Here is a 24,407-nt window from a genome sequence, read left to right as displayed (position 1 = left end):
CCATGCCGCGCTTCGCCGCCAACCTGTCGATGATGTTCACCGAGGTGCCGTTCCTGGAGCGCTTCGGCCGCGCCGCCGAGGCCGGGTTCGAGGCCGTCGAGTTCCTGTTTCCCTACGAGCACGAGCCCGAGGCGATCGCCGCCGAGCTCAAGAAGCACAATCTCACTCAGGCGCTGTTCAACATGCCGCCGGGCGACTGGGCCCAGGGAGAGCGCGGCATGGCCGCCATCCCCGGCCGCGAGCAGGAGTTCCGCGACAACGTCGCGATCGCCATCCGCTATGCCAGGGCCCTGAACTGCAAGACGGTGCATGGCATGTCCGGCATGGTGAACGGCCTCGATCGGGACGCCTGCAGGAAGACCTTTGTCGAGAACTTCCGCCACGCCGCGGACGAGCTGGCCAAGGAAGGCATCACCCTGCTGGTGGAGCCGATCAACAGCCGCAACATGCCAGGCTACTTCATCGCCCATCAGCTGGAAGCGATGGAGCTGGTCGAGCAGGTGGGCCGGCCCAACGTGTCGGTGCAGCTGGACTTGTACCACGCCCAGATCATGGATGGCGATCTGACCCGGCTGATCGAGAAGATGGCGGGCAAGTTCGCCCATGTTCAGATCGCCTCCGTGCCGGAGCGGCACGAGCCGGACGAGGGCGAGCTGAACTATCCGCACCTCTATGCCGTGCTGGACAAGACCGGCTACCAGGGCTGGATCGGCTGCGAATACAATCCGCGTGGCGACACCACCGCCGGCCTGGGCTGGTTTGCGTCCTTTCGCGCCCGCTGACCATGATTCCAGCCGAGAGGCAAAACCTGATTGTCTCCCGGCTGACCGGCCGCGGGGTGTTGAGCATCAACGAACTGGTTGAGCTGCTCGGCGTCTCGCACATGACCGTGCGACGCGACATCCAGCTGCTGGAACGCCAGGGGCGGGTGATGTCGGTCGCCGGCGGCATCCGACTGCCGGAGAAGATCGTCGACGAGCCCTCGCACCTCGCCAAGGCCGTTCTCGCCCATGCCGAGAAGGAAGCGATCGGCCGCGCGGCGGCGGCGATGATCGAGCCCGGCATGGTGGTCTACCTCGACGCCGGCACCACCACTCTGGAAATCGCCCGGCTGCTCGCCGGCCGCGAGGACATCGCCGTGGTGACCAATGACTTCGTGATTGCCGCCTTTCTGTCGCGGCAGGCCGGCTGCCGCCTCTATCACACGGGGGGGCAGGTGGAGCGCGAGAACCATTCCTGCGTCGGCGAGCCGGCGGCGGATGCCATCCGCCGCTTCAATTTTGACATCGCCTTCATCTCCACCTCCTCCTTCGGCATGCGCGGCGTGTCCACGCCGTCGGAGAACAAGGTGGCGGTGAAGCGCGCCATCGCGCAGAGCGCGACCCGCAGCATCCTTGTCACCGACAGCAGCAAGTACGGGCGCATCGGCACCTTCAACGCCGTGCCGCTGGAAGCGCTGTCCGCCATCGTCACCGATCCCGGCCTGCCCGAGACGGTGTGCGCCGCCATCCGCCAGCGCGGCATCGCGCTGCACATCGCGGCACCGCCGAACCTCGTGGTCCGGGCCGAACCGACCCGGGAGAAGACCCCAGCATGAAGACCTCCATGGATATCGTCGTCACCGGCGGCGCCGGCTTCCTCGGCAGCCGCCTGATCCGCGCCCTGCTGGCACGCCGAGGGCAGAAGGGCGTGCCGGAGTTCGACGGCATCCTGTCGGTCGATCTGGCACCCTGCCCGGTGACGGATGCGCGGGTCCGCTCCGTCACCGGCGACATCGCCGATCCCGCCTTCGCGCGGCAGGTCGTCGCCGCCGGGACTGGCGCCGTGTATCACATGGCGGCGGTGCTGAGCGGCCAGTCGGAAGCCGAGTTCGATACGGGCATGCGCGTCAACATCGACGGCACGCGCGCCCTGCTCGAAGCGGCGCGCGCCACCGGGAACCGGCCGCGCTTCATCTTCGCTTCCTCCCTCGCGGTATTCGGCGGCGAGATGCCGGCGGTGGTACCGGAGAACCTGGCGCTGCTGCCGCAATCCTCCTACGGCGCGCAGAAGGCGATCGGCGAGCTGCTGGTGGGCGATTATTCCCGCAAGGGTTTCATCGACGGCCGCGTCTGCCGCCTGCCCACTATCGTGGTGCGGCCGGGCAAGCCGAACTCGGCGGCGTCCTCCTTCGCCAGCGGCATCATCCGCGAGCCGCTGAATGGCGAGGCTTCCAACTGCCCGGTTCCGCAGGACACGAAGATGTGGCTGTCTTCGCCCGACGCGGTGGTGACGAACCTCGTCCACGCGCTGGCGGTTGAGGGTGAGGCACTGGGCATCAACCGGGTGCTGAACCTGCCGGGCATCTGCGTCACCGTGGGCGAGATGCTGCAGAGCCTGGAGCGGGTCGGCGGCACCGCGCCGCGCGCCCTGGTCAGCCAGCAGCCGGAGCAGCGCATCATCGACATCGTCTGCTCCTGGCCCGGTGATTTCGATGTCAGCCGGCCGCTGGCGCTGGGCTTCACCCGCGATGGCGACTTCGACTCCGTGGTGCGCCAGTACAAGGACGAATTCGTCCGCTGAAGCGCTTGCCGCCGGGCGCCGGGCCCGGCGGATCTTTCGATAAGTGTTGGAGACTTCCATGAACGCTGCCGCGTCCGCGGTGGGGCCGGGGGCCATTGTCGGCCTCGTCCTCGGAATTTGCCTGCTGATCTTCCTGGTGCTGCGCACCAAGATCCATGCTATCGTGGCCCTGGTGATCGCCGCCTCCATCGCCGGCCTGTCGGCCGGGATGGCGCCGGATGCGGTGGTCCGCTCCATCTCCACCGGCTTCGGCTCGACCTTGTCCACCATCGGCCTGGTGATCGGCTTCGGCGTGATGATGGGACGGATCCTGGAGATCTCGGGCGCGGCCGAGAAGCTGGCCATCACCTTTGTCCGCTGGTTGGGCGAGAGGAAGGAGGAATGGGCGATGATGGCCACCGGCTACATCGTCTCCATCCCGATCTTCTGCGACAGCGCCTTCGTGATCCTCAACCCGCTGGTCCGCGCGCTGGCGCGCAACGCCGGCCGCTCGGTGCTGACGCTGGGCATCGCGCTCGCGGGCGGCCTGATGCTGACGCACCATGCGGTGCCGCCGACGCCGGGGCCGCTGGGCGCCGCCGGCATCTTCAACATCGACATCGGCCTGATGATCTTCTGGGGCGTGGTGCTGACGCTGCCGGCCACCTTCACCATCATCCTCTATGCCCGCGCGATGGGCCCGAGGATCGAGCGGATGATCGAGGTGGACACCGGCGAATCCCTGTCCGGCGCCTTCGGCCAGTTCAAGCAGGATGCCGCGAAGCGGGAAGCCGATCTGCCGTCGCTCGGCATCTCCATGATGCCGATCCTGGTGCCGATCGTGCTGATCTTCATCAACACGGTGGTGTCGGGCGTGGTGACCGCCAGCGGCGACACCGCCCTGAGGACCGCCTTCTGGGTGCAGGCCAGCGCCTTCATCGGCAACCCGGTGATCGCGGTCGGCATCGGCGTCATCCTGGCCGTCTGGGGCCTGGCCGGCAACCTGTCCCGCCAGGACACGGTCACCGAGCTGGAAAAGGGCATCGAGGGCGCCGGCATCATCATGCTGGTGACCGGCGCCGGCGGCGCGCTGGGCGCGGTGCTGCGCGACAGCGGCGTCGGCACCTATATCGGCGAATGGGTGGCGACGCTGCCGCTGCCGGCGGTGCTGATCCCCTTCGTGATCGCCAGCCTGGTGCGGCTGATCCAGGGCAGCGGCACGGTGGCCATGATCACCGGCGCCTCCATCTCGGCGCCCATCCTGGCGCAGATTCCCGACGTCAACATGGTATTCGCGGCGCAGGCGGCCTGCATCGGCTCCATGGTGTTCGGCTACTTCAACGACAGCTACTTCTGGGTGATCAACCGCATCCTGGGGGTGAAGAGCGCCAAGCACCAGATGCTGACCTGGTCGATCCCGAGCACCATCGGCTGGGGTACCTCCCTGGTGACGCTGCTGGTGCTGAACATGTTCTTCGGCTGACGGACAGGCCAGGACGCCCGCGTTCCGGCCTGCCGACCCGGTTTTGTCGCAATGCCCAACCTGCATGGAACCGCATGATGACCGAGTCCGAACTGCGTGACCTCCTCTGCGAGCTGGGCGCCAGCCTGTTCGCACGGGGCTATTCCGTCGGCAGCGCCGGCAACATCAGCGTCCGGCTGCCGGATGGCTACCTGATGACGCCGACCAACTCATCCCTGGGCCGGCTGGAGGCGGATCGTATCAGCAAGCTGGATGCGGGCTGGAATCATGTCGGCGGCGACAAGCCGTCCAAGGAAGTGTTCATGCACCGCGCCGTGCTGACCGCACGGCCGGAGGCGGGGGCCGTGGTGCACCTGCACTCCACCCACGCCACCGCGATCGGCTGCCTGGCGGCGCCGGGCGACGCCATGCCGATCCCGCCGCTGACGCCGTACTTCGTGATGCGCGTCGGCCGCACCCTGCCGATCATCCGCTATTACCGGCCGGGCGACGCCGCCATGGAGAATGATATCCACGAGGCTGCCAAGGGCGCGCGGGCCGTGCTGCTGGCCAATCACGGCCCCGTGGTGTCCGGCAAGTCGCTGGTGGACGCGGTCTATGCCGCCGAGGAGCTGGAGGAAGCCGCCAAGCTGGCCCTGATGCTGCGCGGCCAGAACGCGCGGGAACTGACGCCGGCGCAGGTGGACGACCTGCTCTCGACCTTCGGCTGAGGCGGCACCTCAGCCCGTCGGCGGCGCCAGCGGCGCCAAGGTCTTGCGCGTCACCAGCAGCTGGTTGACGCGGAAGCCCTCCACATCGACCACCTCGAACACGAAGCCGGCGGCTTCCACCCGGTCCGCCTTGCGCGGCACGCGGCGCAGCCGGTGCATCACGAAACCGCCCGCCGTGTGATAGGGACCGTCGGTCGGCAGCGCCTCGGTGCCCAGCGCCATGGCCACGTCCGACATCGGCGCGATGCCATCCACCAGCCAGGAATCCGCGTCGCGGCGGACGATGACCCGCTCTTCGAACGGATCGGCCAGCCCCCCCACCAGCGCCGCCAGCACGTCCTTGTAGGTGACCAGCCCCACCACCACGGCGTATTCGCTGACCACCAGGGCGAAGCCGGCGCCCTGCGCCTCGAACTGCGCCAGCACTTCCCACAGATCCAGCGTCTCCGGCACGGAAGGCGCGTCGCGGCGCATCCGGGCGGCGCTGTCGGGCATGCCGGGCTTCAGCGCGTCGGGCTTCAGCGCGCCGGGGCCGGCCTGCAGCACCTCCACCAGCACGTCCTCGGCGCGGGTGTAGCCCACCACGTGGTCCAGCCCGCCATCGCAGACCGGATAGCGGGAGTAAGGATCGCGCCGCACCTTGTCGCGCCATTCCTCCGGCGATTCCCGCAGGTCGAGGTAGATGATCTCGTCCCGTGGGGTCATGGCGGAGGTGACGGTGCGCTCCCGCATGGCCAGCACGTTCTCGATCAGCCGGTGCTCGCTGGCATCCAGCGTGCCGGATTCGGCACTGGCGGCGAGGGTGGCGCGCAGCTCCTCCGGCGTGACTTCCTCGGCCTGCGCCGAGGTGGGCAGGCCGAGCAGCCGCATCAGCGCGTCCGCCAGGCCGGAGAACACCCAGACCAGCGGCCGCAGCAGCTTCAGCGCGGCGGCCGGAAACCAGCCCACCGCCACCGCGACGCGCTCCGGCTGCATCATCGCGACGCGCTTCGGCACCAGGTCGGACAACAGAACAAAAAGCGAGGTCACCCCCACGAAGGAGGTGACGGACGCCAGGTTCTCCGCCCAGGAGCCGGCGCCGGCCAGCGCCAGCAGGCGGGACAGGCCGGGGGTCAGCGCGCCTTCGCCGACCACGCCGGCCAGGATGCCCACCGCGTTGACCGCGATCTGCAGCGCCGTGACCACGCCGGCGGGCTCGGCCCGCAGGGCCAGGAAGCGCGCGGCGCGGGTTTCGCCCGACTGCGCCAGGACGCGCAGGCGGGTGTCCCGCGCCGCGGCGAAGGCGATTTCCGACAATGAGATGACGATGCTGACGGCGACCAGCAGCAGGATCAGGCCGAGGCCGAGAAGGATGTCCAAGGCGGGGCTCCCGTGGGCGGAACAGCGCATGTCGCTGCAATTCCCGCTCCATGCCCCGCCCCGGTGGACCGCCGCAAGGGCGGGTCAGGCGATCCGCGTGTGACGGTTCCGCGTCAGCTCAGCCCTGCGGCCCGACCTCCAGGCGCGCCTTCACCATCGCGACGATGCGCGGCTGCAGCCGCTGCCAGCCGAGGAACAGTAGCACCGCGGCGGCCAGGGTGGCGCCGATCGCCACCGGGTCGGGGTCCTGGCCAAGCTGCTTGGCCAGCCAGCCGCCGAGGCTGCCCGGCATCAGCATCAGCGGGGCCCAGATCACCGCCGACAGGATGTTGGCGCTCTGGAAGGACAGGTTGCGCATGCCGGTGACACCGGCGGCCAGCGGCGTCACGGCCCGCATCGGGCCGAGGAAGCGGCCGATGAACACCGCCCACCAGCCCCAGCGGCGAAACACCACCACCGACCAGGCATAGGGCCGGCGGCAGGATTTCGGCAGGCGCCGGCGCACCGCGTGGGGACCGATGGCGCGGGCCAGCCAGTAGCCGGCGGCATCGCCCAGGATGCCGCCGATGATGCAGGCCAGCAGCACAGGTCCCGGCGACAGCATGTCCGTGCCGATCAGGGCCCCGATGCCCAGCAGCAGCGCCGTGGAGGGCACCACGATGCTGACCACCGGGAACGACTCCAGAAAGGCGATCACGAACGTGGCTGGTGCCGCCCAGGCGGCATTGGCGCGCACCCAGACATCGAAGGCGGAAACCCAATCTTCTAACATGGCGGTAACCTAGGTCATCGGGCGGCTGCAAGACCAGGGTGGAAGCACCCCCGGGGGCGGTCACGTTCGCGCTGGCCATCGCCGATCAGCAGAAGAGTGCTTCCACCAGCGACACGGCCCAGCCGATGCCGACCAGCATGGCGCCGAGCAGGATCAGCACCAGGCCGATGCCGTATTTCAGCGTGTCGACGCCGTACCCGATCAACCGCCAGCCAAGGGCCGCCATGTCCCGGCCCTGGCGGCAGGCCTGGCGATGCGGTTCCGCCGCCGCCGGATCCGCAGGATGGAGCAGCGTTGCCGTTCCGCAGCCGGGCAGCGCGGCGGCCGGGCCGGGCAACGCTTGGCCGGGCGGGGCGAGAAGCAGGCCGGCCAGCAGGATCAGATATCCCAGCAAACCAGGTCTCCGGCGGAACAGCCCGTGTTTCGGGCCGCCCCGCCGAGGATGCAAGGCTCAGCGCCCCGGCATGGCCTCGGGCACCACGGTCCGGATCAGGGTGGAGTCCAGCGCCTCATAGGCGGCGTAGTCGATGGTCTGGTACAGTTCGGCCCGGGTCTGCATGCGGTCCACCATCCTGTGGGTGCCGCCGTCGCGGTTGATGGCGGCATACAGCTCCTCCATCGACCTCGCAGCGACGCGCAACTGGCTGACCGGCCAGATCACCATGGAATAGCCCATGGCCTCGAATTCCTGGTCGGTGAAGAAGGGGGTGCGGCCGAACTCCGTCATGTTGGCGAGCAGCTTCACCCCCGGCATGCGGGCGGCGAACTCGCGGAACATCTCCGCCGTGGTCAGCGCCTCGGGGAAGATGGCGTCCGCTCCGGCCTCCAGGTACAGCTTCGCCCGCGCCACGGCGCCGTCGATGCCTTCACTGGCGGCGGCATCGGTGCGGGCAATGATCACCAGGCTGCGCCGCGCGCGGCGGGCGGCGGCCACCTTGGCCGCCATGTCGCGCGCATCAGCCAGCTTCTTATCGTTCAGATGGCCGCATTTCTTGGGCAGCAGCTGGTCTTCCAGATGCACCGCGCCGGCGCCCGCCTCCTCGAAGGCGCGCACCATGTGCATGACGTTCAGCGCCTCGCCATAGCCGGTGTCGCCATCCACCAGCGCCGGCAGCCCGGCGGCGCGCACCACCTGGCGGATGTGCCAGGACACGTCATCCACCGTGATCATGCCGAGGTCGGGCAGGCCCATGGTGGCGGACATGGCGGCACCGGACATGTACAGCGCCTCGAACCCCGCCTTCTTGGCCAGCAGCGCGGCGATGCCCAGATGCGCGCCCGGCATGCGCAGGATCTGCGGCCGCTCCAGCAGGGCGCGGAAGCGCTGGCCGGCGGGCGCGTCGGGCAGGTCGTCGGCGATCACATAGGGCATTCAGCTGTTCTCCGCGGTGCGCTGGGCGATGGGCACGAAGCGGCGGTTCTCCGGCCCGGTGTAGTGGGCGGTGGGGCGGATGATCTTGCCGTCGATGCGCTGCTCGATCACATGCGCGCTCCAGCCCGCCGTGCGGGCGATCACGAAGAGCGGTGTGAACATCGCGGTCGGCACGCCCATCATGTGGTAGGACACGGCGCTGAACCAGTCGAGATTGGCGAACATCCGCTTGGTGTCGGCCATCACCGCCTCGATCCGGTCGGCGATGTCGAACATCCTGCGGGAGCCGGCCTCGTCCGACAATTCGAGCGCCACCTGCTTGATGATGTGGTTGCGCGGGTCGGACACGGTGTAGACCGGGTGGCCGAAGCCGATCACCACTTCCTTGGCCTCGACGCGGCGGCGGATATCGGCCTCCGCCTCGTCCGGCGTGTCGTAGCGCTTCTGCACCTCGAAGGCGACCTCGTTGGCGCCGCCGTGTTTGGGTCCGCGCAGCGCGCCGATGCCGCCAGTGATGGCCGAGTAGAGGTCCGACCCGGTGCCGGCGATCACCCGGCAGGTGAAGGTGGAGGCGTTGAACTCGTGCTCGGCGTAGAGGTTCAGCGAGGTGTGCATCGCCCGCACCCAGGACTCGCGCGGTATGGAGCCGTGCAGCAGGTGCAGGAAGTGGCCGCCGATGCTGTCGTCGTCGGTTTCCACCTCGATGCGGCGGCCATTGTGGCTGAAATGGTACCAGTAGAGCAGCATGGAGCCGAGCGAGGCCATCAGACGGTCGGCGATGTCGCGCGCTCCGGCATGGCCATGGTCGTCCTTTTCCGGCAGCACGCAGCCGAGCGCCGAGACGCCGCTGCGCATCACGTCCATCGGGTGGGCGGCGGCCGGGATCGCCTCCAGCGCCAGCCGCACCGCCAGCGGCAGACCGCGCAGGCTGCGCAGCTTGGCCTTGTAGCCGCGCAGCGTCGCCTCGTCCGGCAGACTGCCATGCACCAGCAGGTAGGCGATCTCCTCGAACTCGCAGGCGCCGGCGATCTCCAGGATGTCATAGCCGCGGTAATGCAGGTCGTTGCCGGTGCGGCCCACGGTGCACAGCGCGGTGTTGCCGGCCGGGACCCCGGACAGGGCCACGGATTTCTTCGCCTTCGGGGCGGTGGGGGCGGTTTCGCTCATGGGGCTTCCGGTTGTTCCTGTGGTTGCGGCCTGACAAGACGGGCCGGATCTGTGTTGCGAAGATCGCGAAAACCAGGGCAGGGGTGAAGGGGCTTTCCTGCTGATTCATGCCGCGCCGCGCCGCATACTCTGCGAAGATTGCGAAGGATCGCGCGCATGTCCGGGCCACAGGCGAAGATCTATGCCGGGGAACGGCTGCGGCGGCTGCGGACCGGGCGCCGCCTGACCCAGGCGCGGCTGGCCGGCCTGCTGGAATTGTCACCCTCCTACCTGAACCAGATCGAGCGCGATCAGCGTCCCTTGCCGCGGGAGGTGCTGGACCGGCTCTGCGTGCTGTTGGAAGTGGCGCCGGGCTACTTCGCCGAATCCGACGAGCTGCGCCGGCTCGGCGACCTGCGGGAAGCACTGGCCGACCCGCTGCCGGGCGCCAGGCCGGCGGTGGAGCCGGCGGAAGCGCATGCCGCGCTGCGCGCCGCGCCCGCCGTTGCCGCCCGTTTCCTGGCGCTGCACCGCGCCTACCGCGCACTGGAGGAGGAGCATCGCGCCCTGCGCGCCCGGCTGGCCGATGATGGGGTCGCCGACCCGGCGTCCCGCCTGCCATATGACGAGGTGCAGGACTGGGTGCAGTCGCGCCACAATTATTTTCCGACCCTGGACGAGGCGGCGGAACAGCTTTTCGAAGCCGGCGGCTTCACCCCGCAGACCTTGCGCCTCGACCTGGAACGGCACCTCGCCGCCCGGCATTCCGTGGTTGTGGCCGAGACGCTGCGCGACGGCCCGGACAGCGGCGTGCTGTGGCGGCTGGACCGCGCCACCGGCCGCCTGCTGCTGGCGGAGGAGATGGCGCCCGAAAGCCGCCTGTTCTACCTGGCGCATGTGGTGGGGCTGCTGGAGCAGGGCGAGACGATCGACCGCATGGCGGCCGGGGCGCCGTTCTCCGGCCCGGATGCGCGGGCGCTGGCGCGGGTCGGCCTGGCCAATTCCTACGCCGGCGCGCTGATGCTGCCTTACCGCCAGTTCCGCGCCGCAGCGCGCGAGCTGCGCCACGACGTGGAGCGGTTGCAACGCCGCTTCGGCGCGTCCTTCGAGCAGGTCTGCCACCGCCTCAGCACGCTGCAGCGGCCGGGAGAGGAAGGCGTGCCGTTCTACTTCCTGAAGATGGATGTCGCCGGCAACGTGTCGAAGCGCTCCAGCGCCTCGCGCTTCCATTTCGCGCTGTTTGGCGGCGCCTGCCCGTTGTGGAACATCCATCAGGCCTTTGCCCAGCCCGGCCGGGTGCTGGTGCAGCTGGCGCGCATGCCGGATGGCGTAACCTATCTCTGCATGGCGCGCACGGTGGGCGGAGGCGGTGGCTATCTCAGCCCGCCGCGGGAGGGTGCGGTGGGCCTGGGCTGCGAGGTCGCCCATCCCGACCAGTTGGTCTATGCGGCCGGGCTGGCGCTGGACGACCGGCAGGCCCCGGTGCCGATCGGCCCCGGCTGCCGTGCCTGCGAGCGCGCCGAGTGCCGGCACCGGGCCATGCCGCCGGTCGGCCACCGCCTCGATGTGGGCACTGCGGAGCGCGGCCTGCTGCCCTATCGCATCGTCCGGGGTGGGCAGGCACCGGGTTGATGGTTTGTTGCGATGCAACATGCGGGTCCGTAAAGGCATTCACCTCCGGCCAGAGGAGCCCGCATGAGCCACAAGACGATCCTCCCGCCCTGCTCGTGCTGTCGGGCTGTGGCTATTCCGATTCCCGCATGGCGCACCGGGCGCAGATCAACATGGTCGGCATGACGCTGGCCGATCTGCAGAGCTGCGCCGGCGTTGCCGACAAGGCGACCCGGATCGACGACCGCACGCAGATCCTGACCTGCAACGTCAACAACGACTCTGCCGGCGGGGTGGAGGTCACCTTGCCGGTGGTGGGCGGCGGCTACACGGTCGGCGGCAGCGGCTCGCATTGCAGGGCGACCTTCCGCGTTGAGGAGAACCGGGTCGCCAGCCTGTTCTACAGCGGCAACAACGACCGGCCGATCGGCGAGGATGGTGTGAGGCGGTGTCCTCCGCTTATTCACAGCCGCCCGCCCCGGTTCCGGCGCCGGTCCCGCAGCCGGACCACGCCGCAGGCATGGCTGCTTCCGGCCGTTGAGCGTGATGCGAACTGGTCTGGCTGCGCTGCCAGCCCTATGACGCCGGCCCGGACTGCCGCAGAAGGATGCCAGCCTTGAGCGACGAGATCACCACGCTGTCCAGTCGCATCGCCTATGAGAATCCCTGGACCCGGGTGCGGGAAGACATCATCCGCCGCCGCGACGGCTCGGAAGGGTTGTACGGCGTGGTGGAGCGGTCCGACTTCGTGGTGGTGGTGCCGTTCCAGGATGGCCGCATCACGCTGGTGGAGCAGTTCCGCTATCCCGTGCAGCTGCGGCAATGGGAGATGCCGATGGGCATGTGGGAAACCCGTCCCGGCACCTCCCCCGAGGTTCTGGCCGCGGCGGAACTGGCGGAGGAAACCGGGCTGGTCGCCGGTCGCATGGCCTATGCCGGCGAGATCTTCCAGGGGGCCGGCTACTGCAACCAGCGCGGCCACGTGTTCCTGGCCACCGGGCTGACCCAGGGACCGCGCCGGCCGGAAGCCACGGAGCAGGACCTGATCTGCCGCGACTTCGCCTTGACCGAGGTGGAAGCCATGATCTGCGACGGCACCCTCAAGGACGCCATGTCGATCGCCGCGATGGGCCTGCTGCGCCTCAAGCGGATGCTTTAGCCGGTTTCGCAACCGTCTCCGTTGTGTCGCGTTCGGTGCGACATGCAGCAAAGCATCAGCATCGAGCGTCCGGCCCAGGAAGTGTTCGCGTATCTGACGGATCCAGCGAACCTGCGGCACTGGCTGCCACACCTCCGGCGGGAGGAAAGCAGCCTACCGACCGAGGGGCTGCAGGCGAGCCCCGCCGAAAAGCGGATCCGCTGGCAGTTCGATCCCGAGGGGGAGTGGCATGTGGCCGAGAGCGGCGACGCCACCGTGCTGACCCTGACCACCCGGCGCGACACGGCGCAGCCCGCCGATCCGACCGGACCGGAAACGCCGGAAGATGCCGCCCGCTATGCAGCGGAGGCCGCGCTGCAAAGCCTGAAGTCGCATCTGGAAGGTGCCGGCGGCGGCGACCCCGACCTTCACATGCCGGATGCGCCGTCGCGTGTTCTGGGCCGAGGCTCTCCCCGCGAGCCGATCTGACACGCTACGCCGAGTCTCACATCATACTTCAGCAGGCGTCGCGTGCGTGCAGGCGCAGGCGCAGGCCAACAAAGCCTGCCCGCAGACACGTTCAATATTCCGGTGGCAACCGGAAGCTCGGCGGAAATTGTCTTGCTTTCTGTGGGAGTTGCTTCGGGGGTTCTATGTCGGATCCGCATTTGACGTGTTCGACGGCTGAATTCGAAGAAGTTTCGATCACGTTTTGGTTTGACTCGGGATTGCCAAGTTTACAGGTGAACCGGATGTGCAAAAACTCGCCCACCGGTTCGCTTCTTGATATCGCGGAAACGCTGGAGCCATCCAAGATGAGCATGGGTTCGTTTGTTATGGGCCTCTCGGCGCTCTTCGCGGTCATCCACGTCTTTGAGCATCACATTTCCCAGCTGGCGCAGCGCTCATTGTTGAAAGCCGATTGCCGGGAATGGCTGCTGCCGCCTCCGATTGGCTGAGCAGCGAAGTCAAACGACCATTTTTACTTTAACTGCTTCAGCCACGCGGCCGACCGTTCAGTTGCTGCTGCCGGCCTGAAGGCGATGTCTGGAAGCCCGAGCTTCAGTGGGACAGGCGCGCCAGGGCCAGCCTGGCACAATCGGCGGCCGTGGTGCGGGTGGAAAAGGTGAAGCCGGTCGCATCCGTGACCTGATGCTCGATCTCCACCCCGCGGGCTAGGGTGCCCTGGAAGGTCCTGCAGTCGAATGCCTGCTGCGCCTCGGCGATCTCCGGCAGGATGGCGTCGCGTTCACGGAACGGCAGGGAAAACGTCGCTTCGTTGCGGCATTTGAGCCGGTTCTCCTGCGCCGACATGGCCACGAGATAGGACCCAGGTTGGATGACCATTGGCAAGGACGGGCTCATCCGTCGCACCGTGGCGGCCAGTTCCTGGCGCAGGCCCGGCTGGGGATGAACAACGCCCAGTGGTGCCAACGCCGTTCTCACAACGCTCACAATCCCCCCGCAACAGAGCGATGACAGGATCAACAGGGCTGCCGGGATCAGGAGGTTGAGGGGAGCACGCGACAGCGCACGCATGAGGCCGGTCCGTTGAGCCATGGGTCTCCGCTCAAGATGAAGTTGCTTGCCGTGTCAAGACAGCACCGGATGCTCGTGTGTCGATCAGGATATATTCGTCCGGTTCCGGAATGGAAAAACGCTTTACTCTGGTCGGACGCACCACAAGCTTGGCATTCTGGCCGATCGCCAGGATGAGTTGTGCTGGATCTGCGGCACCCTGGCTGCCGTGTCAGGTGGAGGCTTAGGCACCCGGGCCACGCGCAGGCCATTGCCGGTTGAACGCAAATGCGCTGCCCGGTGCCTGATGGATCCTGCGCATCATGCTGTCCAGGATCCCGCCCCCGTCGCAAGCCGCCTTGATGGTCGGTGACACGGCGGCGCATCGGGGCTGCGGCGCAGGATCACTCCCTGATGCAAGGTCAGGACCTCAGGCCGAGAAAGCTGTCGGAACCGTGCGGTGGAGGGCGATCAGAACACCAGGTGAAAGAACCAGATCACGGCTTCCTTCACCTCGTTGTAATGCAGCAGCGCCTTCAACTCCTCGTCCGGCACCATGTCGACATCGGGAAAGACATTGAGCTGCAGCATGCGCTTGATCTTGTACGCGATCGCGGCACCGAGCACGAAGAGGAGGCCGACGCTCATCAGCCGGATCAGGAAAGCGGGGCGCGGTGGCCTCTGCGACATCATCATGGGCTGCGCTATGGATCCTCGACAAAGCCGGACGTTTATCAAGGAATGCCCGGCGGCTCGCGCGACAATCGCGTGAGGGCGATGCGAAGGCCGGTCCACATGGAAAGGATGCATGGCGACCTACTTCACGGCGGACACGCATTTCGGGCATGGCGGCGCGCGCGGGCTCTACCGCCGGCCCTTCTCCTCGGTTGCGGCGATGGACGAGGCGATGGAGCAGCACTGGACGGCGCTCATCCTGCCGGAGGACGACGTCTGGCACCTGGGAGACTTCGCGATCGGGCGATCGGAGGATGCCATGGAAGACCTGCTGTCCAGGCTGCCCGGCCGCAAGCACCTAGTGATTGGCAACAATGACGATGCACGCTGCGTCGGCTTGTCCGGCTGGTCGAGCACGCAGCACTATGCCGAGTTGGAGATCGATCGCCACCAACTGGTGCTGTGTCATTACGCCTTCCGCAGTTGGCGCAACATGGGACGTGGAGCGGTCAACCTCCACGGGCACAGCCATGGCCGGCTGACGCCCATGCCGCGTCAATGCGATGTCGGTGTGGATGCCTGGGCGTTTCGCCCGGTGACCTTGCCGGAGATCATGGCCAGCTTCCGGCGACGCAGCCGGAAGTCCTGAGGCGCATGACCGAAGCGCCATCGGCATCGATGGAGAAGATGGCGGACCCGATACGATTCGAACGTACGACCTTTGCCTTCGGAGGGCAACGCTCTATCCAGCTGAGCTACGGGTCCTCGCCAGCCCCTCTTTAGCGGCTGCGGAGGGCGGTGGGAAGCCCTGAAGGCCAGGAAGCTGTCGCCTACTCCACCAGCGCCGCCTCCACCGCGGCGGCCACGGCGAACAGGGCGGCGTCCCCGTCATGGGGCCCGGTCAGCATGAGGCCGACGGGGGCTTCGCCCGCGCGGTGGCAGGGCAGGCTGATGCTGCAGGAATCCAGGAAGTTAAAGGCAGCGGTGTTGCGCAACAGCAGAAGATTGATGCGGCTGTATTCCGCCTCATCCTGAACGGCGGCAATGGCGGGCGGCGTCAGCGCGGTGGTCGGGCACAGCACGGCGTCGAAGCCGGCCATGCGGGCGGCGGCGGAGGCCACGAGGCGCGCCCGCGCGGCCAGCAAGTCCTGATAATCCGCAGCGTCCATCGCGGCACCGCGGCGGATGCGGGCGATGATGCGCGGGTCGTAGCGATCGCCGCGCTCGGCGATGAGCTGGCGGTGCCAGGCGTAGGACTCCGCCGCCGCGAAGCCGCCCCTGGCATTGGCGGCCGGGATCTCCGCCAGTTCCGGCAGGTCGATGCGCACGATCCGCGCCCCGGCCGCTTCCAGCCGCGCCACGGCACGCCCGAAGGCGTCAACCACGGCGGGCTCCAGGTCTTCGAACAGGAAGCTGTGTTCGGGAACCGCCATGCGCAGCCCGGCGACCGACGCGGCAGTCGGCGGCTCGCTGGCCTCGGCCCCTGCCATGAAACCGTGCAGCACGGCGCAGCAGCCGGCGCTGTTGGCCAGCGGCCCGATGCTGTCCAGGCTGGGAGACAGCGGCAGCACGCCCGTCAGCGGCACGCGCCGCGCCGTCGGCTTGTAGCCGACGATGCCGCACAGCGCCGCCGGCACCCGGCAGGAGCCACCGGTATCGGAACCCAGCGCGCCGAGGCCCATGCCATCGGCCACCGCCACCGCGGCGCCGGACGAGGAACCACCCGGCAGCCTTCCCGTGGCCCGGTCATAGGGCGAGAGAGGGGTGCCGTGATGTGGGTTCACGCCCAGGCCGCTGAAGGCAAATTCCACCATGTTGGTGCGGCCCAGCACCACGAAACCGGCCCTCTCCAGCCGCGCCACCGCCGGCGCCGTGGCCGCGGCCGGCGGGGCATCATCGAGCGCCACCGAACCGGCGCGGGTGGGCACGCCCTGCTGATCGAACAGGTCCTTCACCGAGATCGGGATGCCCGCCCAGCGGGACGGCGCGCGACCGACCCGGCGCAGCGCGTCCATCGCGCGCGCGGTGGCGCGGGCCGCCTCCGCCTGCACGGCCACAAAGGCCCGGCTCCCTTCCCCGGAAGGATCGGCGATGCGCTCGAGAGCGGCTTCCGTCAGGGCTTCCGCCGTGGTCCGGCCGGAGGCCAGCGCCTCGGCGGCGGCGGGGAGACTGTTGGATCGATGCGGCATGCGGACGGCTCCGGCTCTGAACAGGCATCGCATGCTGCGGCGCAGGGCGACGCGCGGCAAGCCCGGGAGATGAAACAGGAAATTGACAACAGCCGGTTTTTCGGCTCAGGCTGACAACAAGCAAGATTTGAGGGGAGACGTATGATGACGCGACGTCTTATTACATTAGCGGTCGCTGCCGCAGCCATGGTGTTTAGCTGGAGCGTGACGCCATCGCAGGCGCAGGAATGGCGCGGCTGGAACATCCATCCGCCGGATTACCCCGTGTCCCAGGGCATGGATCGGTTCGCCGAGCTGGTTGCGCAACGCAGCAACAACCGCATCCGGTTGAGGCCCTATCACTCGGCGCAGCTTGGCCAGCAGGATGAGGCCATCCAGCAGATGCGCCTCGGCTCGATTGATTTCGCCGAGTTCAACCTCAGCCCGCTGAACAACCTCGCGGCCTCCACCCAGGTGCTGACGCTGCCCTTCCTGTTCCGGGACGTGGATCACCTGCACAAGGTGGTCGATGGCCCGGTGGGCGACGAGATCGCGGCCGATCTGGAGAAGGCCGGCATCGTCGTGCTGGCCTGGTATGACGCCGGCGCGCGCAGCATGTACACGCGCCGTCCGGTGACCAAGCCCGAGGACCTGAAGGGCATGAAGATCCGCGTGCAGACCTCGGATCTCTGGATCGACCTGATGCGGGCCCTCGGCGCCAACCCGACGCCTCTGCCCTTCGGCGAGGTCTACACCAGCCTGCAATCCGGCGTCCTGGACGGGGCCGAGAACAACTGGCCCTCCTATGAGAGCACGCGGCACTTCGAGGTCGCCAAGTACTTCGCCACCACCGAGCACTCCAACGTGCCCGAGGTCCTGGCCGTTTCCGCCACACGCTGGCGCCGGCTGAACGATGCCGACAAGAAGCTGCTGAAGGATGCGGCGCGCGAGAGCGCGACCTACCAGCGGCAACTCTGGGCGGAGCGCGAGAAGATTTCCCGCGACCGGGTCGTGAAGGGCGGCGCCCAGGTGACCGAGATCACCGACCGTGCGCCCTGGGCGGCAATGATGAAGCCGGTCTACGACAAGTATGCTTCCGATCCGCGCATGGCCAAGCTGGTCGAGCAGATCCGCGAGACGCGCTGAGCGGCGGGGGCGGCGGGCCATCCGCCGTCCCGTCATCCCGATGCTGCGCATGATCTCTTGCCCGGGGAGACTTCCTGAGTTGCGCTTGTTCTCCAGATTGCTCGACCTGTTGTCGCAGGCCGTGATCGCCGCCGCGGGCGTCGCCCTGGTCGGGTTGATCGCCATCATGGGCTGGATGGTGTTCGGCCGCTACGTACTGAACGACACGCCGACCTGGGTGGAACGCACCGCCACGCTCGCCATCGTCACCATCGCCCTGCCGGTTGCCGCCGTTGGCGTGCGGGAGCGCTTTCACCTCGCCGTGCTCGGCTTCCGCGAGGCGCTGCCGGAGCGGGCCAGATGGGCGGTGGAGACCGCCTCCGATGTTGTTGTGGGCCTGTTTGGCCTGGCGATGGCGGTATGGTCCTGGGAACTGATCGAAACCTCGGTTGGCATTCGCATCCCGCTGCTCGGCATCAGCCAGGTCTGGACCTACCTGCCCATCACCATCAGCGGGGCGTTGATCGTGCTGTTCTCGATCGAACAGGTGCTGCTCGCCTATCACCATCAACGCACGGCGCAGCGCGCCGGCGCCTATCTGGAGTAGCCGCCTCGTGGAAATCGGTCTGCTCATCCTGTTCGGCGTCTTCGTGCTCGGCATCGTGTCCGGCGTGCCTGTTGCCTTCACCCTCGGCCTCGCGGCCCTTTGCGGCTTTCTGTATGAAGGGCTGAGCCCGGCGGTCGCGTTCCAGCAGATGACCGCGGGAATGAGCATGTTCTCGCTGCTCGCCATCCCGTTCTTCATCTTCGCCGGCGAGATCATGCTGCATGGTGGCATTGCCCGCCGCCTGGTCGGCCTGGCCGGCGCGGCGGTGGGCTGGATGCGCGGCGGCCTCGGCATCGTCGATGTGTCCACCTCGATGCTGTTCGGCGGCATTTCCGGCTCCGCGGTTGCCGACACGTCCGCCACCGGCACCATCCTGATCCCGGCCATGAAAGCCAAGGGATACGGCGTCGATTACGCCGTGTCGGTGACGGTTACGTCCTCCATTGCCGGCATCCTGATCCCGCCCAGCCACAACATGATCCTGTATTCGCTGGCGGCCGGCGGCGGCATCTCGGTCACGGCGCTGTTCATCGCCGGCATCGTGCCGGGCCTGATGATGTGCCTCGGCCTCGGCATCGCCGCCTATGTCGTGGCGGTGCGCCGGGGCTATCCGTCCGAAGGCTGGGCCGGTTTCCGCCACCTCGCCTGGACCTTTGTCGACGCGCTGCCCGGGCTGATGACGGCGGTGATCATCCTGGGTGGCGTGCTCAGCGGCGTCTTCACCGTGACCGAGAGCGCCGCCTTCGGCGCCATCTGGGCTGTGCTGGTCACGCTCCTGGTGTACCGCAACCTGAGTTGGGAAAACTTCCTGGTGGCCGTCGCCGCCAGCGTGCGAACCACGGCGGTGGTGTTCCTGCTGGTGGGCACCGCGACCGCCTTCGCCTATCTGCTGGCGCTGTACGGCTTCGCCGACATGCTGACGCGCGGCATGCTGGCGATCAGCGACAATCCCATCCTCATCCTGCTGATGATCAATGTGTGCCTGTTGCTGCTCGGCTGCGTCATGGACATGGCGGCGCTGATCCTGATCACCACGCCGATCTTCCTGCCCGTGGTGCAGCAGATCGGCATGGATCCGGTGCAGTTCGGCATGGTGATGATGATGAATCTGGGCATGGGGCTCACGACACCACCGGTTGGCGCGGTTCTGTTCGTTGGTTGCGCCATCGGCAAGATCCGCATCGAGCAGGTGATGCGCACCATCCTGCCCTTCTACTTCGCGATCATGCTGGCCCTGGCCTTGACCACGTACTGGCCGGCGGTGTCTCTGACCCTGCCGCGCCTGCTGCTCGGCTATGGCGCCTGAACCGTGGGATCCGAACCGATGACTGCTCCCCAGAAACCTGTCCTGCTCACCGGCGCCTCGGGGAATCTCGGCCGTGTGCTGGCGCGCGACCTGGCGGCGCAGGGCTACACCCTGCGCCTGACCGACCTGACGCCCTTTCCGGACGCGCTGCCGGAGGGCGCCACCTTCACGCGCGCCGACCTGAATGACGGCGTCACCATCCTGCAGCTGGCCGAAGGCTGCGGCGCCATTCTGCATTTCGGCGGCTGTTCCACCGATCAGGCCTTCGAAACGGTGCTCGGCCCCAACATCCGTGGCCTGTACCACATCTACGAGGCGGCGCGCCGGGAGGGTGCGCGGGTGCTGTTCGCGTCCTCCAACCACGCGATCGGCTTCCATGAGCGGCCGCAGGGCAACGAGGCCAGGCTCGACGCCACCTGCGAGTTCCGCCCGGACAGCTTCTACGGACTGTCCAAGGCATATGGCGAGCTGATGGGCCGGCTGTACTGGGACAAGCACGGGGTCGAGAACCTCAATGTCCGCATCGGCAGCTCCTTTCCGGAGCCGGCCGATGCGCGCATGCTGGCCACCTGGTTGTCCTATGCCGACCTGACCCGGCTTTGCGCCCGCTTCATCGAGGCGCCCAAGCTTGGCCACGCCGTGGTCTGGGGCGCCAGCCGCAACCCGGCCACCTTCTGGGGCGCCGACCACCGCGACCGCATCGGCTGGGAGCCGGAGGACACCGCCGAGGATTACCGCGCGGCGGTGGAGAACAAGCTGTCCGGCAATCCGGTGGTGGAGCGCTACCAGGGCGGCGGCTACACCGGCACCGGCTACAGCCGCGCAACGCCCAGCCCGCGCGATCCTTTCGCCCTGGAAGACTGAGGGACCGTCATGCGCCTCGCGGCAGGTCCCTGGAGCCTGGAACTGGCGCCGGAACGCGGCGCGTCCCTGACCCTGTTGCAGCATCGGGGGCGGGACCTGCTGGCGGCGCAGGGCGCTTTCTGGATGCTGCCCTGGTGCAACCGGTTGGATGGCGGCCGCTTCCCCTGGAACGGCAAAACCTACGACTTGCCGGTGAACGAGGCGGCGGGCAACGCCCTGCACGGGCTGGGGCGCGATGCGCCCTGGACCGTGGAACAGGCCTTGGACCAGGACGCGGTGCTGGTGCAATCCCTCTCGCGCCCGCCCTTCCACTACGCGGCGCGGCTGCAGGTCACGCTGGGCGAGGCCGGGCTGGCGATGGCGCTCAGCCTGCGCAACATGGGAGCGGAGCCATGCCCGATGGGGCTGGGCTGGCATCCCTGGTTCGCGCGGCCGGCGGGTTGCTCGGTGCATCTGCGGACCGGCTCGGCGTTCCGCACCGATGCGCGCAGCCTTCCGGTGGAAGCGTTCAGCACCCCGGGGCTGGATGGCGGTGAGTCCGAATGGCTGGGGATCGACCGGCATTTCGCCGGCTGGACGGGCGAGGCCGCGCTGCGCCGCCCCGACCTGTCCCTTCACCTGGCCGCGGAGGGCGACTGGGCCGGCAATCTGCAGTTCTTCGCCCCTGAGGATCGGCCGGTGATCTGCCTGGAGCCGGTCAGCCACGTTCCCGACGTGATCAACCGGCCGCACTTCGCCGCCCTGGGCAGCATGCGGGTGCTGGAGCCTGGCGAGGCCATGGCCGGGCGGCTGGTGCTGACCGTACGCGGCTGAGGCCCCTGGCCAGATCGCGGGTTTGCGGCGCATGCTGTGCCGCATGGCAGACGCGCTTGTCCTCGGGGCCGGGATCATGGGCCTTTCCGCCGCCTGGGGCCTGTTGCGGGCTGGGCATTCCGTCACCGTGGTGGAACAGGACGCGGTGCCTAACCCGCGCGGCAGCAGCGTCGACGAGCACCGGCTGATCCGCCACGCTTATGGTGCCGCCGCCGGCTACATGCGCATGGTGGACGATGCCTATGCCGCCTGGGACCTGCTCTGGCAGGAACTGGGCGAGGTGCCCTATGCCCGCACCGGCGTTCTGGCGCTGGGCGATGGTGGCGCCGGATGGCTCGATGAAAGCCGCGCCACGCTGCGGGGCGCCGGGCACCCGGTGCGGGACCTCGGCGCCGCCGACCTGGCCACACACTTCCCGATGATCCGGGCCGCCGACCTGGACGACGCCTTTCACATGGCGGAGGGCGGTGTGCTGCTGGCCGGCCGCATCGTCACGTTGCTGGCGGCGCATCTGCGGCAACGCGGCGTCGGCTTCATCCGGGGCCGCGCCACGGCGGTGGACCCGGCGCGCGCCGTTCTGGTGCTGGAGGATGGCCGCACCCTGCAGGCCGGACGGCTGGTGCTGGCCGCCGGCCCCTGGGCCCCGCGCCTGATCCCCGGCCTGTCGGCGCGCGTCACGCCGTCCCGCCAGATCGTGGTGTATCTGGAGCCGCCGCCGCAGCACCGCGCCGCCTGGGCCGCCGCGCCGATGATCCTGGACCTGTCGGCAGCGGGCGGCTTCTACGCCGTGCCGCCGGTGCAGGGCACGCGGCTGAAGATCGGCGATCACCGCTTCTCCTGCCACGGCGACGCGGAGGACCCGCGCGAGGCCCTCGCCGCCGAGGCGGAAGCTATCCTGGAACTGGCCCGCCCGCGCCTGCGCGACGCGGAAAGCTACCGCGTTCTCGAGGCGCGCGCTTGCTACTACGACGTGGAGCCGGAGGAGCGCTTCGTGGTGGAGCCGGTCGGCGAGCGCTGCGTGGTGATGAGCGGATTCTCCGGCCACGGCTTCAAGTTCGGCGCCGTGCTCGGGCTGGCGGTGGGGGCCTGGGATCTCCGGGCGCTGCCGGGCTGGGCGGCGGGGCAGGGCGGGGCGGCGCCGGTCGGCACCATCCCAGCAATGTCCGGCCCGACCCTCAGGTAAGGCCGCATGCCGCGCGAAACCGCTGAAAGGTGGCCAGGTCGGCGAAGGCCTTCTGCGTGCCGGGGCGGGTGATGGAATCGGCCGCATAGGCGGCGCCCCAGCGCATCGCCGCCGCTACGTCGCGGGAGCGGACATAGTGCTGCGCGAAAGCGCCGATGAAGGCGTCGCCGGCGCCGGTGGTGTCGTGCGGCTGCACCCGCACCGGCGGGATGTGCACGGCCGGCCCGTCCGTCACCAGCAAGGCGCCATCGGCGCCCAGCGTCACGATCACCGTCCGCAACCCGCGCGCGACGAGGCTGCGCGCCGCCGCCTCGGCCTGCGCAGGCGTATCGGTGGGCATGTTGGTCAGGATGGCCAGCTCGGTCTGGTTCGGCACCAGGAAGGAGGCGGCCAGGATGCGCGACACGTCGAGCTCCGGCACGGCGGGGGCCGGGTTCAGCAGCACCTCGATGCCCTCGCGCGCCGCCCAGGCGATGGTGTGGTAGATGGTGTCCAGCGGCACCTCGAGCTGCAGCAGGATCAGCCCGCATTGCCGCAGATCGGCGGCCGCCGCGCCCACGTCGGCGGGCAGCAAGTGCTCGTTGGCGCCCTTGATGATCAGGATTCGGTTCTCGCCTGAGCGCTCCACGAAGATCGGCGCCACGCCGCTCTGCTGGCCCGGCACCGCCCAGACGTGGCGCGTGTCGATGCCGAGCTCCCGGAGGTTGCGGATGGTGCCCTCGCCGAACAGATCTTCGCCGACGCGGCTGACCATCAGCACCTCGGCGCCGAGCCTGGCCGCGGCCACCGCCTGATTGGCGCCCTTGCCGCCATGGCCCATGGCGAAGGAGGGTGCCGCCAGGGTTTCCCCCGCTTCCGGCATCCTGTCGATGTAGCTGACGAGGTCGACCATGTTGCTGCCGACCACACCGATGCGCGTGCTCATGGCCGCGTTTCCTCCAGCCCCTGGATCAAGGATGCCATGCGGCCGGCGCCGCCCGCGTCGAGGTAGCCGGCGCGGACGCGGAACTCGGCCTGCCCGCCCGGCGGCAGCTGCCGCACATGGCCCTTGCGCTGCTCCGCCGCGTAGCCTTCCGGTTCGCAGGTGGAGGGCAGGGCGAAGGCCGCCACCTTCTGGTCCGGGTCGTTCAGGATCCAGCGCACCGTGTGCGGGAAGGCGGCGGGCGGGTAGGAGAGCGCAAAGCCATCGCCCTGCGGCCGTTGCAGCATCAGGTGGGTGTCGCCGCGCGCATCAGTGCCGGGCCGCTTCAGGTAGAAGACCTGCTCCGGGTCGTAGAGTTCCGGCTCCCCCAGCACCGCCATGCGCGCCGGGTCGCGCGCAAGATCGTCGATCAGCGCCAGGTAACCGGGATCGGGCCGCACATGCGCAGGCACTGCGCGGCGCACCACGGTGCGCTCCGGCGTGAAGGGTACCGGCTGCACGCATCGTCCGCCGGGCACGAAGGCGAAGTTGACGTGGCACATATACATCAACTCCATCGGCTTGCCCGACAGGTTGCGCACGGAAAGGCCAATGTCGAACAGCGAATCGCCCGGCCGCAGCGTCACCCGGGGCTGCGCCAGGTAATGCGCGCCGAAGCCCATCACGTGCTCCCGCACGCTGACGAGGCGCAGGAAAGCGCCGCCCTCATCCTCGCCGCATTCCAGAAAGGCGCGGTCCATGGCCGCGCAGGGAAATTCGCCATGCGCCGGATGGTCGTCCTCCGCCGACGGCACGCCATTGCGCAGCAGCCCGCTGTGGAAGGCGAAGCAGCCATAGGTCTCGGCGATGGTGGAGGCCGGGCGCGGCGCGTCGAAGCCGCTCTGCATGGCGAGGTCGACGCCGTCGAACTGGGCCGACCAGATCATGCCGCCCATCCAGGGCAGCACCACCACCTCGCCCCGCCCGTTGCGCAGGCGCAGCGCCGGGACGCCGGTGCCGTAGCGGAACAGGCCGGCGGTCAACTCGCCGGCGGTGAGCACGCGGCGCTCGGCCTCGGTGGCCAGTTCGGGGAATAGCGGAATGGTGGCGGTCAT

General features: G+C 68.7%; 27 protein-coding genes and 1 tRNA gene. 17 read left to right on the top strand and 11 right to left on the bottom strand.

What is annotated here, in order from left to right; translation table 11 throughout:
• Positions 1–2: 2 nt before the first annotated feature.
• The 5 genes from otnI to otnC all read left to right on the top strand — a co-directional run bounded on the left by otnI (position 3) and on the right by otnC (position 4,734).
• Complete coding sequence (gene otnI / locus D2K64_RS04180; protein ID WP_120006969.1) at positions 3–782, top strand: 2-oxo-tetronate isomerase; 780 nt, start codon at positions 3–5, stop codon at positions 780–782.
• A gap of 2 nt (positions 783–784) precedes the next feature.
• Positions 785–1,597: a DeoR/GlpR family DNA-binding transcription regulator gene (locus D2K64_RS04175; RefSeq protein ID WP_120006968.1), complete on the top strand. Its 813-nt coding sequence runs from the start codon at positions 785–787 to the stop codon at positions 1,595–1,597.
• Positions 1,594–2,562, top strand: coding sequence for a D-erythronate dehydrogenase (denD, locus tag D2K64_RS04170; protein ID WP_238384004.1), 969 nt, complete (start codon positions 1,594–1,596; stop codon positions 2,560–2,562). Before D2K64_RS04175 ends, denD begins: the two co-directional genes overlap by 4 nt.
• A gap of 58 nt (positions 2,563–2,620) precedes the next feature.
• Positions 2,621–4,024, top strand: a complete 1,404-nt coding sequence (locus D2K64_RS04165; protein ID WP_120006967.1) for a GntP family permease — start codon at positions 2,621–2,623, stop codon at positions 4,022–4,024.
• A gap of 77 nt (positions 4,025–4,101) precedes the next feature.
• Positions 4,102–4,734, top strand: a complete 633-nt coding sequence (gene otnC / locus D2K64_RS04160) for a 3-oxo-tetronate 4-phosphate decarboxylase (protein WP_120006966.1) — start codon at positions 4,102–4,104, stop codon at positions 4,732–4,734.
• Between the two features lie 9 nt (positions 4,735–4,743).
• Here the strand turns inward: otnC and D2K64_RS04155 are convergent, their stop codons facing one another.
• From D2K64_RS04155 to prpC, 5 genes are all read right to left on the bottom strand, one after another.
• Positions 4,744–6,123 carry a hemolysin family protein gene (locus D2K64_RS04155; RefSeq protein ID WP_120006965.1) on the bottom strand — a complete coding sequence of 460 codons (1,380 nt, stop codon included), beginning with the start codon at positions 6,121–6,123 and terminating at the stop codon, positions 4,744–4,746.
• 88 nt (positions 6,124–6,211) lie between these two features.
• Complete coding sequence (locus tag D2K64_RS04150; protein WP_120006964.1) at positions 6,212–6,865, bottom strand: DedA family protein; 654 nt, start codon at positions 6,863–6,865, stop codon at positions 6,212–6,214.
• Positions 6,866–6,950: 85 nt separating this feature from the next.
• Complete coding sequence (locus D2K64_RS04145; protein WP_120006963.1) at positions 6,951–7,259, bottom strand: hypothetical protein; 309 nt, start codon at positions 7,257–7,259, stop codon at positions 6,951–6,953.
• Between the two features lie 57 nt (positions 7,260–7,316).
• Positions 7,317–8,237, bottom strand: coding sequence for a methylisocitrate lyase (prpB, locus tag D2K64_RS04140; RefSeq protein WP_120006962.1), 921 nt, complete (start codon positions 8,235–8,237; stop codon positions 7,317–7,319).
• Positions 8,238–9,404 carry a bifunctional 2-methylcitrate synthase/citrate synthase gene (gene prpC / locus D2K64_RS04135; protein ID WP_120006961.1) on the bottom strand — a complete coding sequence of 389 codons (1,167 nt, stop codon included), beginning with the start codon at positions 9,402–9,404 and terminating at the stop codon, positions 8,238–8,240.
• 156 nt (positions 9,405–9,560) lie between these two features.
• On the opposite strand from prpC, the gene D2K64_RS04130 reads away from it, so the two are divergent.
• The 5 genes from D2K64_RS04130 to D2K64_RS24220 all read left to right on the top strand — a co-directional run bounded on the left by D2K64_RS04130 (position 9,561) and on the right by D2K64_RS24220 (position 13,091).
• Positions 9,561–11,015 (top strand): helix-turn-helix domain-containing protein, encoded by a 1,455-nt coding sequence (locus D2K64_RS04130; RefSeq protein WP_120006960.1) that lies wholly within the window; start codon positions 9,561–9,563, stop codon positions 11,013–11,015.
• A gap of 128 nt (positions 11,016–11,143) precedes the next feature.
• The gene (locus D2K64_RS04125; RefSeq protein WP_157985715.1) at positions 11,144–11,614 is read left to right on the top strand and encodes a hypothetical protein; all 471 of its coding nucleotides are present in this window, start codon (positions 11,144–11,146) and stop codon (positions 11,612–11,614) included.
• The gene (locus D2K64_RS04120) at positions 11,602–12,153 is read left to right on the top strand and encodes an NUDIX domain-containing protein (RefSeq protein ID WP_120006958.1); all 552 of its coding nucleotides are present in this window, start codon (positions 11,602–11,604) and stop codon (positions 12,151–12,153) included. Before D2K64_RS04125 ends, D2K64_RS04120 begins: the two co-directional genes overlap by 13 nt.
• Before the next feature lie 42 nt (positions 12,154–12,195).
• Positions 12,196–12,621, top strand: coding sequence for an SRPBCC family protein (locus D2K64_RS04115; protein ID WP_120006957.1), 426 nt, complete (start codon positions 12,196–12,198; stop codon positions 12,619–12,621).
• Between the two features lie 179 nt (positions 12,622–12,800).
• On the top strand, positions 12,801–13,091 hold the full coding sequence (locus D2K64_RS24220; RefSeq protein ID WP_157985714.1) for a hypothetical protein: 291 nt from the start codon (positions 12,801–12,803) through the stop codon (positions 13,089–13,091).
• Between the two features lie 103 nt (positions 13,092–13,194).
• On the opposite strand, the gene D2K64_RS04110 is transcribed toward D2K64_RS24220, so the two are convergent.
• Positions 13,195–13,479, bottom strand: coding sequence for a hypothetical protein (locus D2K64_RS04110; protein WP_120006956.1), 285 nt, complete (start codon positions 13,477–13,479; stop codon positions 13,195–13,197).
• 642 nt (positions 13,480–14,121) lie between these two features.
• A complete protein-coding gene (locus D2K64_RS04105) occupies positions 14,122–14,298 on the bottom strand; it encodes a hypothetical protein (RefSeq protein WP_157985713.1) in 177 nt (58 codons plus the stop codon).
• A gap of 160 nt (positions 14,299–14,458) precedes the next feature.
• On the opposite strand from D2K64_RS04105, the gene D2K64_RS04100 reads away from it, so the two are divergent.
• Positions 14,459–14,974 carry a metallophosphoesterase family protein gene (locus tag D2K64_RS04100; RefSeq protein WP_120006954.1) on the top strand — a complete coding sequence of 172 codons (516 nt, stop codon included), beginning with the start codon at positions 14,459–14,461 and terminating at the stop codon, positions 14,972–14,974.
• A 39-nt stretch (positions 14,975–15,013) separates the two neighbouring features.
• Here the strand turns inward: D2K64_RS04100 and D2K64_RS04095 are convergent.
• Both D2K64_RS04095 and D2K64_RS04090 read right to left on the bottom strand, forming a co-directional pair.
• Positions 15,014–15,090 (bottom strand) — tRNA-Arg (locus D2K64_RS04095).
• A 65-nt stretch (positions 15,091–15,155) separates the two neighbouring features.
• Positions 15,156–16,514, bottom strand: a complete 1,359-nt coding sequence (locus D2K64_RS04090) for an amidase (RefSeq protein WP_120006953.1) — start codon at positions 16,512–16,514, stop codon at positions 15,156–15,158.
• A 144-nt stretch (positions 16,515–16,658) separates the two neighbouring features.
• Between D2K64_RS04090 and D2K64_RS04085 the strand changes: the two genes are divergently transcribed.
• The 6 genes from D2K64_RS04085 to D2K64_RS04060 all read left to right on the top strand — a co-directional run bounded on the left by D2K64_RS04085 (position 16,659) and on the right by D2K64_RS04060 (position 22,391).
• The gene (locus tag D2K64_RS04085) at positions 16,659–17,639 is read left to right on the top strand and encodes a TRAP transporter substrate-binding protein (protein ID WP_238384002.1); all 981 of its coding nucleotides are present in this window, start codon (positions 16,659–16,661) and stop codon (positions 17,637–17,639) included.
• Positions 17,640–17,718: 79 nt separating this feature from the next.
• Positions 17,719–18,225 carry a TRAP transporter small permease gene (locus D2K64_RS04080; protein WP_157985712.1) on the top strand — a complete coding sequence of 169 codons (507 nt, stop codon included), beginning with the start codon at positions 17,719–17,721 and terminating at the stop codon, positions 18,223–18,225.
• Between the two features lie 7 nt (positions 18,226–18,232).
• Complete coding sequence (locus D2K64_RS04075; protein ID WP_306418933.1) at positions 18,233–19,531, top strand: TRAP transporter large permease; 1,299 nt, start codon at positions 18,233–18,235, stop codon at positions 19,529–19,531.
• Between the two features lie 18 nt (positions 19,532–19,549).
• The gene (locus tag D2K64_RS04070) at positions 19,550–20,395 is read left to right on the top strand and encodes an NAD-dependent epimerase/dehydratase family protein (RefSeq protein WP_120006950.1); all 846 of its coding nucleotides are present in this window, start codon (positions 19,550–19,552) and stop codon (positions 20,393–20,395) included.
• A gap of 9 nt (positions 20,396–20,404) precedes the next feature.
• Positions 20,405–21,208 carry an aldose epimerase family protein gene (locus tag D2K64_RS04065; RefSeq protein ID WP_120006949.1) on the top strand — a complete coding sequence of 268 codons (804 nt, stop codon included), beginning with the start codon at positions 20,405–20,407 and terminating at the stop codon, positions 21,206–21,208.
• A 43-nt stretch (positions 21,209–21,251) separates the two neighbouring features.
• Positions 21,252–22,391: an FAD-dependent oxidoreductase gene (locus D2K64_RS04060; protein WP_157985711.1), complete on the top strand. Its 1,140-nt coding sequence runs from the start codon at positions 21,252–21,254 to the stop codon at positions 22,389–22,391.
• On the opposite strand, the gene rbsK is transcribed toward D2K64_RS04060, so the two are convergent.
• Positions 22,384–23,316, bottom strand: a complete 933-nt coding sequence (rbsK, locus tag D2K64_RS04055) for a ribokinase (protein WP_120006947.1) — start codon at positions 23,314–23,316, stop codon at positions 22,384–22,386. The genes D2K64_RS04060 and rbsK overlap by 8 nt on opposite strands.
• Entirely contained in the window at positions 23,313–24,407 is a 1,095-nt protein-coding gene (locus D2K64_RS04050; protein WP_120006946.1) for an aldose 1-epimerase family protein, read from the bottom strand. The genes rbsK and D2K64_RS04050 overlap by 4 nt, the downstream gene beginning before the upstream one ends.

Origin of the sequence: Teichococcus vastitatis, assembly GCF_003604215.1 — a bacterium.
Classification (GTDB): Bacteria; Pseudomonadota; Alphaproteobacteria; order Acetobacterales; family Acetobacteraceae; genus Pseudoroseomonas; species Pseudoroseomonas vastitatis.
This window is presented reverse-complemented; position numbering and strand designations above follow the sequence as displayed.